Below are 17,594 nucleotides of genomic sequence, written 5' to 3' on the forward strand. Positions count from 1 at the left end.
CCTCCAGCCAGACGCGGGCTGTCGGAGCTTTGTTGCTAGACTGCGCTCACGCCCGCCGGATCTGGAGCCCCCATGTGCCTGATCGTCTTCGCCTGGCGCCCTGACCACGCCCTGCCGCTGGTACTGGCCGCCAACCGCGACGAATTCTATGCCCGCAGCAGCCTGCCACTCGGCGAATGGTCGGACATGCCCGGCCTGTTCGCCGGCCGCGATCTGCAGGCCGGCGGCACCTGGCTGGGGGTGAATCGCAAGGGCCGCTTCGCCGCCCTGACCAATATCCGCGACCCGCATCAGGCCCAAGGGCTTCACTCACGGGGCGAACTGGCGGTCGAGTTCCTGCGTGGTGAGCGGGATGCCGAGACCTTCCTCGCCGAACTGCAGCCGCGCCTCGGCCTGTATAGCGGCTTCAACCTACTGCTCGGTGATCGTCACGCCTTGTATTACTTCAACTCCAAGGAAGGCCAGGCCAGACGCCTGCAAGCCGGCCTCTACGGCCTGTCCAACGCCGAGCTGGATACGCCCTGGCCCAAGGTGCTGCGCGCCAGCGAAAAACTCGCGGCAGCCCTGAACACTCCACAGCCAGAACAGCTGCTGGCGCTGATGCGTGACCGCCAGCAACCGCCAAGGTCGCTGCTGCCGGACACCGGCATCGGCCTCGACTGGGAACAGCTGCTGTCGAGCATGTTCATCGTCGGCCCCGGCTACGGCACCTGCTCCAGCAACGCACTGCTACTCGATAGCGGCGGCGGCGTGACGCTGGTCGAGCAGCGCTATGACACGCAGGGACAGATTGCCGGCGAATCAGCCATCCAGCTACCGGCACCAGCCACCTAACCCACCACGAAGCGCCGGCTCAACTCGCCCAGCTTGCGCGCCAGTTCACGCAGACGCTGGCTGTCGCCATCCAGCACCTCGGCATTCTCGGCATTGCGCTCGGCCACCTGCTGTACGCCAGCCAGGTAGCGACTGACCTCACCACTGGCACTGGCCTGCTCATGGGTCGCCGCGGCGATCAGCCCACTCATCTGGCTGACGGCTTCGATTTCGGCGACGATGGCCAGCAGCAACTCGCCGGCGCGGTGGCTGTCAGCCACGCAGCGCGTCACCGCCTGCTGGCTGTCCTGCATGGCATTGGCAGCCTGACGGCTGCTCTGTTGCAGGCGGCCGATGATGTCCTGAATTTCCGCGGTGGAAGCGGCGGTTTTCTGCGCCAGGTTACGCACCTCGTCGGCCACCACGGCGAACCCGCGACCCTGCTCGCCAGCCCGGGCCGCCTCGATGGCAGCATTGAGCGCCAGCAGGTTGGTCTGCTCGGCGATGGCGCGGATAACCTCCAGCACCCGGCCGATCTGCTGCGACTGTTCGGCCAGCGCCTGCACCTCCTGACCCGTGCCGTCGATCAGCTCGGCCAGGCTGGCGATCTCGCCGGCACTCTGGGTCACCGCTGCGCGGCCCTCTACAGCCTTGGCCGTGGCCTCCTGCGTCGCGCCGGCAGCCTGTTGCGCGTGGCTGGCGACGGCATCGATGGCGGTGCTCATTTCCTGCATAGTGCCCGCCATGTGCGAGATTTCTTCCAGCTGGAGCGAGGAGCCCTGGCGCAGGTGCTGGGTCGCCTGCCTTAGGCTGTCGCCGGTTGCGGCCAGCCCCTGTGTATCGGCCAGCACCTCGGCCACCAACTCTTCCAGTTGGGCGAGGAAGTGATCGAAACGCTCCACCACCGGCCCACTGGTCCGGGCCCGCAGGCGCAGGTCGATGCGTTCGTCCTGCGCAGTAATGCCCGCCACCACCTGCATCAGCGCCTCGCCCTCGCGTGCCTCGGCATAGGCCTGACGCGCCAGGTAGATAAGGATGGCGCTCTCCAGCACCACGTAGAAGGCATGCAGGAAGATGATCGCCCAGCTGCCCTGCGGCACCACAAAAACACCCACACCTTGTTGCTGCAGGGCAAAGAAGCTCAGGTGATGCACGGCGATCACACCCGCTGCTATCACGATGGGCAGCCAGTCGCGGTAATAGACCAGGAAGGCCAGCAGCACGAAGATGCCGAAGTGCATCTCCAGCACCCCGCCGCTCTGGTTGATGTGCAGCGCCGACATCACCATGAACGCCACCGCCACGCAGCAGCGCATCAGGCGGCTGCCTCCGACCAGCGCATTGAGCAGGGTCAGCACCAGCGCGGTCCCACCGCCGACCAGCAGTGCTTGCGCCCAGGTACCGTGCCAGGCGGCCAGGCCGAGCGCATAAAGAAACATCAGCCAGAGCACGCCGAGCATGATGCGGTCGGCTCTGCGGTAATGGGCATCGAGATTGAAGGCGGACTGGCTCATGACGACATCTACCTGGCAGAAGCTCAGAAACGAGCAAAGTTGTACAAGAACACATTTATGTACAACAAGTATAGGCCCAGTGATGCCTCTTTATCACCCACCGACGCAGGAGAGCACTCCGCCTAGCTCCGTCCAGCCAGAACGGCGGCATACCCCTCGCGATAACTCGGATACCGAGGAGCCCACCCCAGTTCACGGGCACGCGCGTTGAGGCAGCGTTTGCTGCCGGCGCGCCGCACGCTCTGCTGCTCGGCCCAATGCGTGACATCGAGTTGCTCGCGCAGCCAGCCAACCACCTCATGCAGCGGCGCGGGTTCGTCATCCACCCCGATATAACAGTCTTCCAACACATGCCCCGACACATCCGCCTGCAGTAAAAAGCCCAGCAGGCCGGCGGCATCGTCGGCATGGATGCGGTTGCCATACAAAGGCGGCTCGGTTGCCACGCGGAAACCCTGGCGCACCTGGCCCAGCAGCCATTCGCGGCCCGGCCCGTAAATGCCGGCCAGGCGCACCCGCGTCGCCGGTATGGAACTGTCCAGCGCCACCTGCTCCGCTTCGCGCATGATCCGTCCGGAATAGCTCTCGGCTGTGGCTGGTGAGGTTTCGTCCACCCACTCGCCACCCTGCTGGGCATACACGCCCGTACTGGAGACGAACACCAGGCGCCGCGGCCGCTGCCCATGCTCGGCCAGCCAGGCCAGCGCATGACGCAAGCCGTCGACATAGGCACGGCGATAGCCTGCCTCGTCATGCTGGCTGGCTGCCGCGCAGTACACCAGATAATCCAGCGGCCCCTGCGGCCAGGCCGCCGGGCAGCTTGGCTGCTGCAGGTCGCCGGCCACCGGCACAATGGTGGCCGGCAGGTGGGATACATCACGGCGCAGGCCATAGACCTGCCAGCCCAGCTCGCTCATGCGCTCACCGAGCCGGCTGCCCACATCGCCACAACCGGCGATCAGCAAAGAGTGTTGAGTCATCGTTGTTCCTGTTCCGAGGGAGCTCTACCGGTGAAAATGTTACATCGTTACTTTCATAAACAAGAATTAATTGCAATAATGCCGCACCTTCAACCTGCCCCAAACCCGGGACAGGCCTCTCTACTACCAGGTCCGGCCAGCATGAACCCTAACGCCCTCCGCGCCCAGCCCACTCCCGCCCCTCGACTGACACTCGCCGCCATCCTGCTGGGCTTGCTGCTGCCGTTCGGCGCCTTCGCCGAGGAAGCTGCCCTGGCCACACCGGAAGCAGCATCTGCTGTAGCCGCCAGCAGCGAGCAGACGCCACCCGCCGCCGGGCAGGCGCAACAGGACGCCCTGCTGCAGAAACTGCAGGCCCTCGGCCCGCAGGCCACTGCCGAACAGCTGCGCGAAGCCGCCCGGGAGCACCTGACGGAAACCGGCGCCTCCGCGGAAGAAATCACCAAGACCCTGCAGGCTCTGAACAACGCCGCCACCCTGGAACAGGATCTGAACAGCCTGTTGGTAAACGAAGCCGTGCTGACAGAAGACGAGACCCTGCTGCACGACCTCTCGCCCATGGGCATGTACCGCAATGCCGATATCGTGGTGAAAAGCGTGATGATTGGCCTGGTGCTGGCCTCGATCCTGACCTGGACCGTGGGGATCGCCAAGGGCCTGGAGCTGCTCATCGCCCGCCGCCGCCTGCGCCGCGAAGTGCCCGAACTGAAAGGCGCACGCAGCCTGGTCCAGGCTGCCGAGCAGGCTCGCGCCAAGCACAGCTTCAGCAGCCTGCTGATCGAGGACGCCCGCGACGAGCTGCGCCTGTCCGCCGGCAGCAAGGACAAGGAAGGCATCAAGGAGCGCATCAGCTTCCGCCTGGAACGCCTGGTCGCCGCCAGCGGCCGCAGCATGAGCCAGGGCACCGGCGTGCTCGCCACCATCGGTTCCACCGCGCCCTTCGTCGGCCTGTTCGGCACCGTGTGGGGCATCATGAACAGCTTCATCGGCATCGCCACGTCGCAGACCACCAACCTCGCCGTCGTCGCCCCCGGTATCGCCGAAGCCCTGCTGGCCACGGCCCTGGGCCTGGTCGCAGCCATTCCGGCGGTGGTCATCTACAACGTCTTCGCCCGCTCCATCACCGGCTACAAAGCCCAGGTCGCCGACGCCTCGGCCCAGGTGCTGCTGCTGGTCAGCCGCGACCTCGACCTGCCGAGTACCGCCGAACGCAGCCAGCCGCCCCACGTGGCCAAGGTGGTCTGAGCCATGGGTCTGCATCTCAACGAGGGCGGCGACGATCTTCAGGAAAACCACGAGATCAACGTCACCCCCTTCATCGACGTGATGCTGGTGCTGCTGATCATCTTCATGGTCGCCGCGCCCCTGGCCACGGTGGATGTGAAGATCGACCTGCCGGCCTCCACCGCCAAACCGGCGCCGCGCCCGGACAAGCCGATCTACCTGAGCATCAAGGAAGACAACAGCCTGTACCTGGACAACGAGCAGGTCGACCTGGTGCTGCTCGGTAGCGTGCTGGACAAGCGCACGGCCGGCGACAAGGACAAGACCATCTTCGTCCGCGGCGACAAGGGCGTGGAATACGGCGACCTGATGCGGGTCATGGATAACCTGCGCGGCGCCGGCTACCTGAAGATTGGCCTGGTGGGCCTGGAAACGGTCGGCGCGCAATGACCCTCACACGTCGCCTGCCATACTGGGCCATTGCCCTGCTGGTGGTCATCGGGGCCCATTTCGGCCTGTACCTGATCACTCAGCTCAAGCCCAAGCTGACACCCATGGCACCACCACCAGCGGCCATGATGATCGAGCTGGAGCCGTTGGTGGCACCGGTCGAACCGCCACCGCCGCCGCCGCAGCCGGTGGTCGAGCCGGACGAGCCGGAGCTGCCGAAAGTGGTCGAGGCGCCGAAACCGAAGATCGCCATCGTCAAGCCCAAGCCGCAACCCAAGCCGAAGCCGCCGCAGCCCAAGCCGCCCGAGCCCGAGGTCAAACCGCCACAGGAGCCCGCCCCCGTGGCCGCCCGCGACGAGAAGGCCGCCGCACCGCAGAAGGCGCCGGTCAGCGCACCAACCAAGGCCCAGGTCAGCTGGCAGAGCAAGCTGCTCGGCCACCTGGCGAAGTACAAACGCTACCCGGAAGATGCCCGCCGCCGTGGCTTCGAAGGGGTCAACCGCCTGCGCTTCGTGCTCGACGGCAACGGCAAGGTGCTGTCCTACGCGCTGGTCGGCAAGTCCGGCAGCGCCTCGCTGGACCGCGCCACCCTAGAGATGATCCGCCGCGCCCAGCCGCTGCCGGCGCCGCCGGCGGACATGCTGCAGAACGGCCAGCTGGAGATCGTCGCCCCCTTCGTCTATTCCCTCGAACGGCGCTGATCAGGCCCGTGCAACCGCCCTGCAACTTGCCGTGCAGGGCGGTTGGTTCCATTGAAGACAGCGGCTATGCTTGCTCGCATCTCAATGGACTAAAACTATGACCCTCACCGAACTGCGCTACATCGTCACCCTCGCCCAGGAACAGCACTTCGGCCGCGCCGCCGAGCGCTGTCATGTCAGCCAGCCGACCCTGTCGGTGGGCGTAAAGAAGCTGGAAGACGAGCTCGGCGTACTGATCTTCGAGCGCAGCAAGAGCGCGGTGCGCCTGACCCCGGTCGGCGAGGGCATCGTCACCCAGGCGCAGAAGGTGCTGGAACAGGCCCAGGGCATCCGCGAGCTGGCCCAGGCCGGCAAGAACCAGCTGGCCGCGCCGCTGAAGATCGGCGCCATCTACACGGTCGGTCCCTACCTGTTCCCGCACCTGATCCCGCAACTGCACCGGGTCGCCCCCGATATGCCGCTGTACATCGAGGAAAACTTCACCCACGTGCTGCGCGACAAGCTGCGCACCGGCGAGCTGGACGCGATCATCATCGCCCTGCCGTTCCAGGAAGCCGATGTGCTGACCAAGCCGCTGTACGACGAGCCGTTCTTCGCCCTGCTGCCGGCCGGCCACCCCTGGGCCCAGCTCGACACCATCGACAAGGACATGCTCAACGACAAGAGCCTGCTGCTGCTCGGCGAAGGCCACTGCTTCCGCGACCAGGTACTGGAAGCCTGTCCGTCGCTGCGCAAAGGCGGCGAAGACAGCGCCAAGCACACCACGGTGGAATCCAGCTCGCTGGAAACCATCCGCCACATGGTTGCCTCGGGCCTGGGCATCTCCATCCTGCCGTTCACCGCCGTGGACAGCCACCACTACGCCCCGGGTGTGATCGAGATCCGCCCGCTGACTGCGCCGGCTCCGTACCGCACCGTCGCCATTGCCTGGCGCGCCAGCTTCCCGCGGCCCAAGGCCATCGAGATCCTCGCCGACTCGATCCGCCTGTGCTCGGTGGCCGCCCGTCCCCAGGGTGAAGCCCTGCCGGCATGACCGAGCTGGCCCAGGTGCCAGTCACCGCGCTCAAGGGAGTCGGCGCGGCGCTGGCGGAAAAACTCGCCAAGGTCGGCCTGGAAACCCTGCAGGACGTACTGTTCCACCTGCCTCTGCGCTATCAGGACCGCACCCGCGTGGTGCCGATCGGCGCCCTGCGTCCGGGCCAGGATGCGGTGATCGAAGGCGTGGTCGCCGGTGCCGACGTGGTCATGGGCAAGCGCCGCAGCCTGCTGGTACGCCTGCAGGACGGCAGCGGCACCCTATCCTTGCGCTTCTACCACTTCAGCCAGGCGCAAAAGGACGGCCTCAAGCGCGGTACCCACGTGCGCTGCTATGGCGAGGCCCGCCCTGGCGCTTCCGGCCTGGAGATCTACCACCCGGAATATCGCGCCCTCGGCGCCGACGAAGTGGCGCCGGTGGAACAGACCCTGACACCGATCTACCCGACCACCGAAGGCCTCACCCAGCAGCGCCTGCGTGCCCTCAGCCAGCAGGCCCTGGCCCGTCTCGGCCCGCACAGCCTGCCGGACTGGCTGCCCGAAGAGCTGGCCCGCGACTACCAGCTTGGCCCGCTGGACCAGGCCATTCGCTACCTGCACCGGCCACCGCCGGACGCCGACCTGGAAGAACTCGCCGAGGGCCGCCACTGGGCCCAGCACCGCCTGGCCTTCGAGGAACTGCTGACCCACCAGCTGTCGCTACAACGCCTGCGCGAGCAGGTGCGCGCCCAGCAGGCACCGCGCCTGCCACCGGCCAAACGCCTGCCACAGCTGTTCCTGCACAACCTCGGCTTCACCCCCACTGGCGCGCAGCAGCGCGTCGGCGCCGAGATCGCCTACGACCTGGCCCAGGACGAGCCCATGCTGCGCCTGGTGCAGGGCGATGTCGGCGCCGGCAAGACGGTGGTCGCTGCGCTCGCCGCCCTGCAGGCGCTGGAGGCTGGCTACCAGGTGGCGCTAATGGCGCCCACCGAGATTCTCGCCGAGCAGCACTACCTCAACTTCACCCGTTGGCTGCAGCCGCTGGGCATCGACGTCGCCTGGCTGGCCGGCAAGCTCAAGGGCAAGGCGCGCGCCGCCGCCCTGGAGCAGATCGCCGGTGGCACGCCGATGGTGGTCGGCACCCACGCGCTGTTCCAGGACGAAGTGCAGTTCCGCAACCTGGCCCTGGCGATCATCGACGAACAGCACCGTTTCGGCGTGCAGCAGCGCCTGGCCCTGCGCCAGAAAGGCATCAATGGCCGCCTCTGCCCGCACCAGCTGATCATGACCGCCACGCCCATCCCGCGCACCCTGGCGATGAGCGCCTACGCCGACCTGGACACCTCGATCCTCGACGAGCTGCCGCCCGGACGTACACCGGTGAACACCCTGGTGATCGCCGACAGCCGCCGCATCGAAGTGGTCGAGCGGGTCCGCGCCGCCTGCCGCGAAGGGCGCCAGGCGTACTGGGTGTGCACGCTGATCGAGGAATCCGAGGAGCTCACCTGCCAGGCCGCCGAAACCAGCTACGAAGAGCTGTCGTCCGCCCTCGGCGAGCTGCGCGTCGGCCTGATCCACGGGCGCATGAAACCGGCCGAGAAGGCCGCGATCATGGATGAATTCAAGCGCGGCGAGCTGCAGCTGCTGGTCGCCACCACCGTCATCGAAGTGGGCGTCGACGTGCCCAACGCCAGCCTGATGATCATCGAGAACCCCGAGCGCCTGGGCCTGGCCCAGCTGCACCAGCTGCGCGGCCGGGTCGGTCGCGGCAGCGCCGCCAGCCACTGCGTGCTGCTCTACCACGCGCCGCTGTCGCAGCTGGGGCGCGAGCGTCTGGGCATCATGCGCGAGACCTGCGACGGCTTCGTCATCGCCGAAAAGGACCTGGAGCTGCGCGGCCCCGGTGAAATGCTCGGCACCCGCCAGACCGGCCTGCTGCAGTTCAAGGTCGCCGACCTGATGCGCGACGCCGACCTGCTGCCGGCCGTGCGCGACGCCGCCCAGGCCCTGTTGGAGCGCTGGCCGCAGCATGTCGCGCCATTGCTGGAGCGCTGGCTGCGCCACGGCCAGCAGTACGGTCAAGTGTGAGCCAGCGCACAGACTGCCGCCGGTCGCCCGTCCGGCGGCAAAGCGAAGCCCGCGCAGCGCTGGTTATACTCCCCGTCAGTTGTTTCTCAGCCGGATATTGTCGATGACCGAAGTTGCTCTCGCCCCCGATTCCGCCCCGCGCCCTCCGATGGTGATCCTGCAACTGCTGGAAAAGCTTGGCGTTCCCTGCCATGTCCGCCCCGATCATCCGGCGCTGCCAGCGGCGCGGCGGGTGCAAGCCGTACTGCTGGACGACGCCGTCGGCGCCCTGCTGGTGCTGTTCCCACAGAGCCAACTGCTCGACCTCAACCGCCTGGCCGAACTGACCGGACGCAAGCTCACCGCCGTCAAGCCCGAGCGCATGGAGCGCATGCTGGCCAAGCACAGCCTCGGCGTGTTGCCAGGTCTGCCGCCGCTGACCAGCTCGCCCTGCCTGTATGACGAGCGCCTGCTGCAGGAATCCAGCCTGCTGGTAGAGTCCGGCCAACCCGGCGTGCTGCTGGAAATCGGCAGCGAACACTACAAGAGCATCCTGCTGGCCAAGGCCAGCGCCGCACGCTTCGGCGAGCCGGTCATCGATATCCGCCCCAACCTCGATCGCCCCGACGACGACCGTGCCGAGATCACCCAGGCCGTGCAGGCGTTCACCGCCCGCCGCATCCAGCAGCGCCTGGAAGAAACCATCGAGATCCCGCCACTGCCGGAAACCGCCCAGCGCATCATCAAGCTGCGTGTCGACCCGGACGCCACGGTGGATGACATCACCGGCGTCGTGGAAACCGATCCGGCGCTGGCCGCCCAGGTGGTCAGCTGGGCCGCTTCGCCCTACTACGCAGCCCCCGGCAAGATCCGTTCGGTGGAAGACGCCATCGTCCGCGTGCTGGGCTTCGACCTGGTGATCAACCTGGCACTGGGCCTGGCCCTGGGCAAGACCCTGGCGCTACCCAAGGACCAACCGCAGCAGACCACGCCCTACTGGCAACAGGCGATCTACACCGCCGCCGTGATCGAAGGCCTGACCCGCGCCATGCCTCGCGCCCAGCGCCCGGAGGCCGGCCTGACCTACCTCGCCGGGCTGCTGCACAACTTCGGCTACCTGGTGCTGGCGCATGTCTTTCCGCCGCACTTCTCGCTGATCTGCCGGCATCTGGAGGTCAACCCGCACCTGTCCGCCGGCTATATCGAGCAACATCTGCTGGGCATCACACGCGAGCAGATCGGTGCCTGGCTGATGCGCTTCTGGGACATGCCGGAAGAGCTGGCCAGCGCCCTGCGCTTCCAGCATGACGCCAGCTACGAAGGCGCCCATGCCGCCTATCCGAACCTGGTCTGCCTGGCAGTCAACCTGCTGCGCAGCCGCGGTATCGGCAGCGGCCCGCAGAGCGAGCTGCCGGAGGCGTTGTTCGAACGCCTGGGCATCAGCCGCGACAAGGCCGAGGAAGCGCTGAACAAGGTGCTGCAGGCCGAAGTGGCGCTGCGTGAGCTGGCCTCGCAGTTCAACACCCCGCACTGATCCTCGCGCTTCGGCTAAACGCCACATATGCAAAAGGGGCCATCTGGCCCCTTTTTCATTACTTGAGCTTGGCCCGCCGTGCCGCAAAGACCGCCGGCAGCGCCTGGGTACTGGCCTCAAGCACTGCACGTAGCGCCGGCTGCTCATAGAGTGCCGCGTACTCGCCAAGCTGGGCACTGGGCGTACTGCGGTAGGCGTAGAGCATGAAGGCCTCAACCCCGCTGGCGCTTGAGGCACGCAGGGGCTGTAGCTGAGCGGCAGTCTGCTCGGCCAGAACCTTTTCGTCGATGTCCTCACCCCGCGCACGCAGTGCCAGCAGCGCCTGGGTCTTGCCCACTTCGTAACGCAGCAGGGTGGCCAGGTCGGTGGTGTGCGCGGCCTGATCCAGGCGCCGTACCAGCTCGAGGCGCGCCTGCAGCGGGGGACGTTCCTGCAATTGCAGACGATAGGCTGCCAGCCCGCCGTCCTTGGCCACGGCGCGCTCGGCTTCGGTGAAATGCTTGGCCAATGGGCTGTCGAGCAGCTTCAGCGCAGCCTCCAGCTGTTGCGGCTGCAGCTTGGGTGCCACCTGTTTGGCCAGGTCGGCGCACAGCGGCTCGGCCTGAAACTGCTCAGCCAGCGCCTTCTGCTGCTCGCCACTCATGCCACGCTGCAGCAGCGGCAGGGTCTGCTCGCAGAGCAACTGCACGCCGGCCAGCTCCAGCACCCGCTCCAGGGTGGCCGCAGCCGACTGCCCCGCAAAGCTCAGCGAAACCAACAGGGCAACAGCAGTCATCAAGCGCATGGGGGACTTCCATTCAAAACAACAAGCTTAGCGATAGAGACTCGATCGGGCCGCGAATCAGGCCGCTTTCTTGTGCTCGCTGGGCTTTTTCTTCTTCGGCACTACGTGCTTGAGCAGGCCCTGGAACCAGATCACCAGTGCCGGGTTGCCCTGGATCTGGATGTCCTTGTTCTGGATCCCCTGCATGAAGGCCAGCTGCTTGTTCTTGGCGTTCATGGTGGCGAAGCCGTAGGTGGCATCCTTGAAGCCGATGGCGAAGGCCGGTTCCTTGGCGGCGCCAGCGTGGCTGCTGACACGCTGATCCTTGATCCGGAAATGACGCGCAACCTTGCCATCCAGGGTATGCAGCTGGAAGACCAGCTCCTTGCCCTCCAGCTGCTGCTGAAAGTCGGCGTTACTGCGGCTTGCCTTGGCCATCAGACGGCCCAGCATCCAGAGGAGAAAACGGAATTTCATGGCGCGCGGCCTCATGGGTGGGGAATCGGCGGCGCATTGTAGCGGTTTGCGCGAACGACTACATCTTGCAGCCTGGCGCGGGTGGAACAGCCCGGAGCCCTGGGGCTCCGGACCGGAGCTGGCTCAGTTGACGGCGTCTTTCAGCGATTTACCCGGCTTGAAGGCCACGGTGTTGCTGGCCTTGATCTTCACCGGGGCACCGGTTTGCGGGTTCTTGCCGGTGCGGGCACCACGGTGGCGCTGCAGGAAGGTACCAAAGCCGACCAGGGTGACACTGTCCTTGCGGTTCAGCGCGCTGGTGATTTCTTCGAGCACGGCGTTGAGTACGCGGTTGGCCTGGTCTTTGGTCAGATCAGCCTTTTCGGCAATGGCCGCGGCGAGTTCAGGTTTGCGCATAGATGCCTCTTTGACGGTTTGTTGTTGTTGTGTCCGTGCTGTCCGTCCAGAACAGCGCCAAAGGCGCCGCAACGGCTCTGCGCTGCGGCAGACCAGGGGAGAATGGCACGCCATCCGGGACTGCGCCAGTGCTGGCGGGCGGTTTGCCGAGGCAAGAACAAGGCGTTCCAGACAGAACGACTGCCATATCCGCCAAAGCCTGGGAAAATCCGGTACGCAAGTACTGCAAACGCAAACGGCGACCCTGGGTCGCCGTTCGTCGTGAAACGCTCTGGATCAACCGATTTCGATCATCTCGAAGTCGGCCTTGCCGACCCCACAATCCGGGCACAACCAGTCGGCCGGTACATCTTCCCAGCGGGTGCCGGGGGCGATGCCATCGTCGGGCCAACCCAGGCTTTCGTCATAGATCAGGCCACAGACCACACACTGCCACTTCTTCATGCTCTACCTCATCACACAACGCCACTGCGGGCGTTATCTGGCTAAAAAATCAGCAGGCTTTGTACTGGCATGTGGCGCGTGACGCAAGTGCAGACCGGCATCGGTAGCATGCTAAGCTCGCCGCCTTTCGATCAGTGAAGCGCCCTGTCGTGCCCTCCTCCGCCCTTGCCCATCCGCCGCGCTGGCTGAACGCCGTGCAACTGCACCCCGCCCCTGCGCCCCTGCAGCGTGACTGGCTGTTCGGCCAGGACTCGCTGACCCGTCGGCTGACCGCCCTCAGTGCCGGGCGCTTCACCGTGCAACCGCTGGTCCAGGGCTGGCAGAGCCTGCGCCAGGACGAATGCCTGGCCTTGCAGGTGCCGAGCGGCAGCCAGGGCTGGGTGCGCGAAGTGTTTCTCCAAGGCGACGGCGACAACTGGGTGTTCGCCCGCAGCGTGGCGGCACGCGCGGCGCTGGAGGGCTCCGGCCTCGACCTGGGCAAGCTGGGCAGCCGCTCGCTCGGCGAATTGCTGTTCAGCGACCGCGCCTTTGCTCGCGGTGAGTTGCAGGTCTGTCGCTACCCTGCTGCCTGGCTGCCGGCCGAGGTGCGTACCGAACAGCTGTGGGGGCGCCGCTCGTGCTTTCGCCGCGACGGCCTTGGCGTGCTGGTGGCCGAAGTCTTCCTCCCTGCCTTCTGGGAGCGCGCCGCCCAGGCCTAGGACAGAAACCGCGCTGCGTTTTGTGCAGGCTTGCCCGCTTCGCGCGCAGAGCCCACTCCTGCGGCAAGCCCTGGTCCTATAATCGGCGCACTTCACCCGGAGGCCGCCGATGTACCAATCCTTCCTGCTCTCCCTCAACCGCCTGTATCCACGCAGCTGGGACTTCATCCAGCTGATGCGCCTGGAAAAACCCATCGGCATCTATCTGCTGCTGTGGCCGACCCTCTGGGCCCTGTGGGTCGCCAGCAAGGGACTGCCGGACTTCGGACTGCTGTTCATCTTCGTCGCCGGCGTGGTGCTGATGCGTGCCGCCGGCTGCGTGATCAACGACTATGCCGACCGCAATTTCGACGGCCACGTGGCACGCACCAAGGCGCGGCCGCTGGCCGACGGCCGGGTGCAGCCGCGCGAGGCGCTGATCCTGTTCGCCGTGCTGGTGGCGATCAGCTTCGTGCTGGTGCTGTTCACCAACCTGACCACCATCCTGCTGTCCTTCGGCGGCCTGGCCCTGGCCGCCTGCTACCCCTTCATGAAACGCTACACCTACTACCCGCAGGTGGTGCTGGGTGCGGCCTTCAGCTGGGGCATGCCAATGGCCTTCAGCGCGGTGACTGGTGAGCTGCCGCCGCCCGAGGCCTGGCTGTTGTATATCGCCAACCTGCTGTGGACGGTGGCCTACGATACCTACTACGCCATGACCGACCGCGAGGACGACCTGAAGATCGGCGTGAAATCCACCGCCATCCTGTTCGGCGAGGCCGACCGCATCGTCATCCTTACCCTGCAGGGTCTGGCCCTGCTCTGCCTGGCCATGGCCGGCACGCGCTTCGGTCTCGGTATCTGGTTCCTGTTCGGCCTGTTCGTCGCTGCCGCCTGCTTTGCCTGGGAATTCTGGAGCACACGCAACCGCGAGCCGCAGGCCTGCTTCGCCGCCTTCCTGCACAACCACTGGGCCGGGCTGGCGATCTTCGTCGGCATTCTGGTGGATTACGCATTAAGGTAGCCGGGCCTGCCGCACCACTGTCACATCGCTGCAATAATTCCGTTATCTAATGCGGCGCAGACAGAACGACCCGAGGCTCGACCCATGGTTGGCAAGAACATCCTGATCGTTGACGACGAAGCCCCCATCCGCGAGATGATCGCAGTGGCCCTGGAGATGGCCGGCTACGATTGCCTGGAGGCGGAAAACACCCAGCAGGCGCATGCTCTGATCGTGGACCGCAAGCCGGACCTGATCCTGCTCGACTGGATGCTGCCCGGCACCAGCGGTATCGAGCTGGCGCGCCGCCTCAAGCGTGACGAGCTGACCGACGACATACCGATCATCATGCTCACGGCCAAGGGCGAAGAAGACAACAAGATCCAGGGCCTGGAAGTCGGCGCCGACGACTACATCACCAAGCCCTTCTCACCGCGCGAGCTGGTGGCCCGTCTCAAGGCCGTGCTGCGCCGCACCGGCCCCAGCGATAGCGAGGCGCCGATCGAAGTCGGCGGTCTGCTGCTCGACCCGATCAGCCACCGCGTCACCATCGATGGCAAGCCGGCCGAGATGGGCCCCACCGAATACCGCCTGCTGCAGTTCTTCATGACCCACCAGGAGCGCGCCTACACTCGTGGCCAGCTGCTCGATCAGGTCTGGGGCGGCAACGTCTATGTCGAGGAGCGCACCGTCGATGTACACATCCGCCGCCTGCGCAAGGCGCTCGGCGAGGCCTACGAAAATCTCGTACAAACGGTGCGCGGCACCGGGTATCGTTTCTCTACCAAAAGCTGAGCCCGGCGTAGCCAGAGTAAGGACGCGATAGGTGAATTCAAACTGGCGTGGCGCCGTCATGCGCCACCTGCTGCTGATCCTGCTAGCCAGCGGACTGCTCGGCCTGGTCAGTGGCCAGTACGCCTGGGCCCTGGTACTGGGTCTCGGCGCCTACCTGATCTGGCATATCAAACAGCTGCTGCGCCTGCATCAGTGGCTGCGTACCCGCCAGGCCGATGATGCACCGCCCGAGGGCTATGGCCTGTGGGGCGAAGTGTTCGACAACATCTACCATCTGCAACGTCGCGACCAGCGCGTGCGTGGCCGCCTGCAGGCGGTGATTGATCGGGTGCAGGAGTCCACCGCCGCGCTGCGCGATGCGGTGATCATGCTCGACAACGAAGGCAACCTGGAGTGGTGGAACCGCGCTGCCGAGCAATTGCTGGGCCTGAAGACCCCACAGGACAGCGGCCAGTCGATCACCAACCTGGTGCGCCACCCGCGCTTCAAGGAATACTTCGAGGCCGGCCACTTCCAGGAAGACCTCGAGCTACCCTCGCCGGTCGACGACCGCCAGCGCCTGCAGATGCAGATCACCCGCTATGGCAACAACGAGCACCTGATGTTCGTCCGCGACGTCACCCGCCTGCACCAGTTGGAGCAGATGCGCAAAGACTTCATCGCCAACGTCTCCCACGAGCTGCGCACACCGCTGACGGTGATCGCCGGGTACCTGGAGACCCTGCTGGACAACGTCGAAGACGTCAATCCACGCTGGCTGCGCGCCCTGCAGCAGATGCAGCAGCAAGGCGCACGCATGCAAAACCTGCTGAACGACCTGCTCCTGCTGGCCAAGCTGGAGGCCACCGACTACCCCTCGGACAACCAGCCAGTGGCGGTCGACCTGCTGCTGCTGTCGATCAAGAACGACGCCCAGGCGCTGTCCGGCAATCGCAACCACCGTATCAGCCTGGAGGTCGACGCCAAATTACGCCTCAAGGGCAGCGAGGCCGAGCTGCGCAGCGCCTTCTCCAACCTGGTGTTCAACGCAGTGAAGTACAGCCCGAACGACAGCGAGATCCGCATCCGCTGGTGGGGCGACGAGCAGGGCGGGCATTTCAGCGTGACCGACAGTGGTATCGGCATCGAGGCCAAGCACCTGCCGCGCCTCACCGAGCGCTTCTATCGGGTCGACTCCAGCCGCGCCAGCAGTACCGGTGGTACCGGCCTCGGCCTGGCCATCGTCAAGCACGTACTGCTGCGTCATCGCGCCCGCCTGGACATCACCAGTGTGCCGGGCAAGGGCAGCACCTTCACCTGCCAGTTCCCGGAGCAACAGCTCAATCGTCGCAATTGACGGCGGCGGCGAGAGCCGCCACCCTTGTGCGACCTTTAGCCACCTAGCCCCTCCATGGACCCTTCCACGAGTCTCCCCGCCCCCAATCTGTTCGCTGACCTCGGTCTCGTACTGTTCGCCCTGTTCCTCGTCCTTCTCAACGGTTTCTTCGTGGCGGCCGAGTTCGCCATGGTCAAGTTGCGCGCCACCAAGGTCGAAACCATCGCCGAACAACACGGCTGGCGCGGGGCCATCCTGCGCAAGGTGCACGGCCAGCTGGATGCCTACCTGTCGGCCTGTCAGCTGGGTATCACCCTGGCCTCGCTCGGCCTTGGCTGGGTCGGCGAGCCGGCCTTCGCCGAACTGTTGACCCCGCTGCTCAGTGCCCTCGGCATCGAGTCGCAGAAGCTGGTGCACGGCATCTCTTTCTTCGTGGCCTTCTTCATCATTTCCTACCTGCATATCGTGGTCGGCGAGCTGGCACCCAAGTCCTGGGCGATCCGCAAGCCCGAGCTGCTGTCGCTGTGGACCGCAGCACCGCTGTACGCCTTCTACTGGCTGATGTACCCGGCCATCTACCTGCTCAACGCCAGCGCCAACGCCATCCTGCGCTACGCCGGGCAGGGCGAGCCGGGGCCGCACCACGAGCACCACTACAGCCGCGATGAGCTCAAGCTGATCCTGCATTCCAGCCGCGCCCGCGACCCCAGCGACCAGGACATGCGCGTGCTGGCCTCGGCCGTGGAGCTGGGTGAGCTGGAAGTGGTGGACTGGGCCAACTCGCGCGAGGATCTGGTCTACGTCGATGTCGGCGCCAAGCTCGACGAGCTGTTCAACCTGTTCCGCCGCCACAAGTTCAGCCGTTTCCCGGTCTATGACGAGAACGAAGGCAACTTCGTCGGCGTACTGCACATCAAGGACCTGTTGCTGCAGCTGAGCCTGCTGGAAATGCTGCCGTCGAAATTCAACATCGCCGAGCTGATGCGCCCGATCGAGCGGGTCAGCAAGCACCTGCCGCTGTCCTCGCTGCTGGAGCAGTTCCGCCAGGGCGGTGCGCACTTCGCCCTGGTCGAGGAGGCCGACGGCAAGGTGGTCGGTTTCCTGACCATGGAAGACGTGCTGGAAGTGCTGGTCGGCGATATCCAGGACGAGCACCACAAGGCCGAACGCGGCGTGCTGGCCTACCAGCCGGGGCGCCTGCTGGTGAGAGGCGACACCCCGCTGTTCAAGATCGAACGCCTGCTCGGCATCGACCTCGATCATCTCGAAGCGGAAACCCTCGCCGGACTGATCTACGAAGCCCTGAACCGGGTGCCCGACGAGGACGAGGTGCTGGAGACTGAAGGCCTGCGCATAATCGTCAAAAAGATGAAAGGCCCGAAGATCGTCCTCGCCAAGGTGCTCAAGCTGGACTGAGCTGGATG

General features: G+C 65.8%; 18 protein-coding genes. 12 read left to right on the forward strand and 6 right to left on the reverse strand.

Features of this window, described 5'->3' with window-relative positions:
• Positions 1-72: 72 nt before the first annotated feature.
• Entirely contained in the window at positions 73-834 is a 762-nt protein-coding gene (locus P7A97_RS09470) for an NRDE family protein (protein ID WP_277689686.1), read from the forward strand.
• Here P7A97_RS09470 and P7A97_RS09475 read toward each other — a convergent pair.
• Together P7A97_RS09475 and P7A97_RS09480 are read right to left on the reverse strand one after the other, a co-directional pair.
• Entirely contained in the window at positions 831-2,327 is a 1,497-nt protein-coding gene (locus tag P7A97_RS09475; protein WP_277689687.1) for a methyl-accepting chemotaxis protein, read from the reverse strand. The two genes, P7A97_RS09470 and P7A97_RS09475, sit on opposite strands and share 4 nt — an antisense overlap.
• A 122-nt stretch (positions 2,328-2,449) precedes the next feature.
• Entirely contained in the window at positions 2,450-3,307 is an 858-nt protein-coding gene (locus P7A97_RS09480) for an NAD-dependent epimerase/dehydratase family protein (protein ID WP_277689688.1), read from the reverse strand.
• A 141-nt stretch (positions 3,308-3,448) separates the two neighbouring features.
• On the opposite strand from P7A97_RS09480, the gene exbB reads away from it, so the two are divergent.
• The 6 genes from exbB (at position 3,449) to P7A97_RS09510 (ending at position 10,300) form a co-directional block, all read left to right on the forward strand.
• Positions 3,449-4,552: a tonB-system energizer ExbB gene (gene exbB / locus P7A97_RS09485; protein ID WP_277689689.1), complete on the forward strand. Its 1,104-nt coding sequence runs from the start codon at positions 3,449-3,451 to the stop codon at positions 4,550-4,552.
• Between the two features lie 3 nt (positions 4,553-4,555).
• Positions 4,556-4,981, forward strand: coding sequence for a TonB system transport protein ExbD (gene exbD, locus P7A97_RS09490; RefSeq protein ID WP_277689690.1), 426 nt, complete (start codon positions 4,556-4,558; stop codon positions 4,979-4,981).
• Positions 4,978-5,682, forward strand: coding sequence for an energy transducer TonB (locus P7A97_RS09495; RefSeq protein WP_277689691.1), 705 nt, complete (start codon positions 4,978-4,980; stop codon positions 5,680-5,682). Before exbD ends, P7A97_RS09495 begins: the two co-directional genes overlap by 4 nt.
• A gap of 97 nt (positions 5,683-5,779) precedes the next feature.
• A complete protein-coding gene (locus P7A97_RS09500; protein ID WP_277689692.1) occupies positions 5,780-6,715 on the forward strand; it encodes a hydrogen peroxide-inducible genes activator in 936 nt (311 codons plus the stop codon).
• A complete protein-coding gene (gene recG, locus P7A97_RS09505) occupies positions 6,712-8,787 on the forward strand; it encodes an ATP-dependent DNA helicase RecG (RefSeq protein ID WP_277689693.1) in 2,076 nt (691 codons plus the stop codon). The genes P7A97_RS09500 and recG overlap by 4 nt, the downstream gene beginning before the upstream one ends.
• Before the next feature lie 103 nt (positions 8,788-8,890).
• A complete protein-coding gene (locus tag P7A97_RS09510; protein WP_277689694.1) occupies positions 8,891-10,300 on the forward strand; it encodes an aminoacyl-tRNA deacylase and HDOD domain-containing protein in 1,410 nt (469 codons plus the stop codon).
• A gap of 58 nt (positions 10,301-10,358) precedes the next feature.
• On the opposite strand, the gene P7A97_RS09515 is transcribed toward P7A97_RS09510, so the two are convergent.
• The 4 genes from P7A97_RS09515 to P7A97_RS09530 all read right to left on the reverse strand — a co-directional run bounded on the left by P7A97_RS09515 (position 10,359) and on the right by P7A97_RS09530 (position 12,380).
• Positions 10,359-11,084, reverse strand: a complete 726-nt coding sequence (locus P7A97_RS09515; protein WP_277689695.1) for a hypothetical protein — start codon at positions 11,082-11,084, stop codon at positions 10,359-10,361.
• A 57-nt stretch (positions 11,085-11,141) separates the two neighbouring features.
• Complete coding sequence (locus P7A97_RS09520; RefSeq protein ID WP_277689696.1) at positions 11,142-11,540, reverse strand: helicase; 399 nt, start codon at positions 11,538-11,540, stop codon at positions 11,142-11,144.
• Between the two features lie 123 nt (positions 11,541-11,663).
• Positions 11,664-11,936 (reverse strand): HU family DNA-binding protein, encoded by a 273-nt coding sequence (locus tag P7A97_RS09525; RefSeq protein ID WP_043307679.1) that lies wholly within the window; start codon positions 11,934-11,936, stop codon positions 11,664-11,666.
• 276 nt (positions 11,937-12,212) lie between these two features.
• Complete coding sequence (locus tag P7A97_RS09530; RefSeq protein WP_277689697.1) at positions 12,213-12,380, reverse strand: rubredoxin; 168 nt, start codon at positions 12,378-12,380, stop codon at positions 12,213-12,215.
• 149 nt (positions 12,381-12,529) lie between these two features.
• On the opposite strand from P7A97_RS09530, the gene P7A97_RS09535 reads away from it, so the two are divergent.
• From P7A97_RS09535 to P7A97_RS09555, 5 genes are all read left to right on the forward strand, one after another.
• Positions 12,530-13,078 carry a chorismate lyase gene (locus P7A97_RS09535; protein WP_277689698.1) on the forward strand — a complete coding sequence of 183 codons (549 nt, stop codon included), beginning with the start codon at positions 12,530-12,532 and terminating at the stop codon, positions 13,076-13,078.
• Between the two features lie 109 nt (positions 13,079-13,187).
• Positions 13,188-14,081 carry a 4-hydroxybenzoate octaprenyltransferase gene (gene ubiA / locus P7A97_RS09540; protein ID WP_277689699.1) on the forward strand — a complete coding sequence of 298 codons (894 nt, stop codon included), beginning with the start codon at positions 13,188-13,190 and terminating at the stop codon, positions 14,079-14,081.
• Positions 14,082-14,165: 84 nt separating this feature from the next.
• Complete coding sequence (phoB, locus tag P7A97_RS09545) at positions 14,166-14,855, forward strand: phosphate regulon transcriptional regulator PhoB (RefSeq protein WP_068827619.1); 690 nt, start codon at positions 14,166-14,168, stop codon at positions 14,853-14,855.
• Positions 14,856-14,913: 58 nt separating this feature from the next.
• Positions 14,914-16,191, forward strand: a complete 1,278-nt coding sequence (phoR, locus tag P7A97_RS09550) for a phosphate regulon sensor histidine kinase PhoR (protein WP_277689761.1) — start codon at positions 14,914-14,916, stop codon at positions 16,189-16,191.
• Positions 16,192-16,245: 54 nt separating this feature from the next.
• Entirely contained in the window at positions 16,246-17,586 is a 1,341-nt protein-coding gene (locus P7A97_RS09555) for a hemolysin family protein (RefSeq protein WP_277689700.1), read from the forward strand.
• Positions 17,587-17,594 lie beyond the last annotated feature (8 nt).

The organism is Pseudomonas sp. GOM6, assembly GCF_029537485.1.
GTDB lineage: Bacteria > Pseudomonadota > Gammaproteobacteria > Pseudomonadales > Pseudomonadaceae > Aquipseudomonas.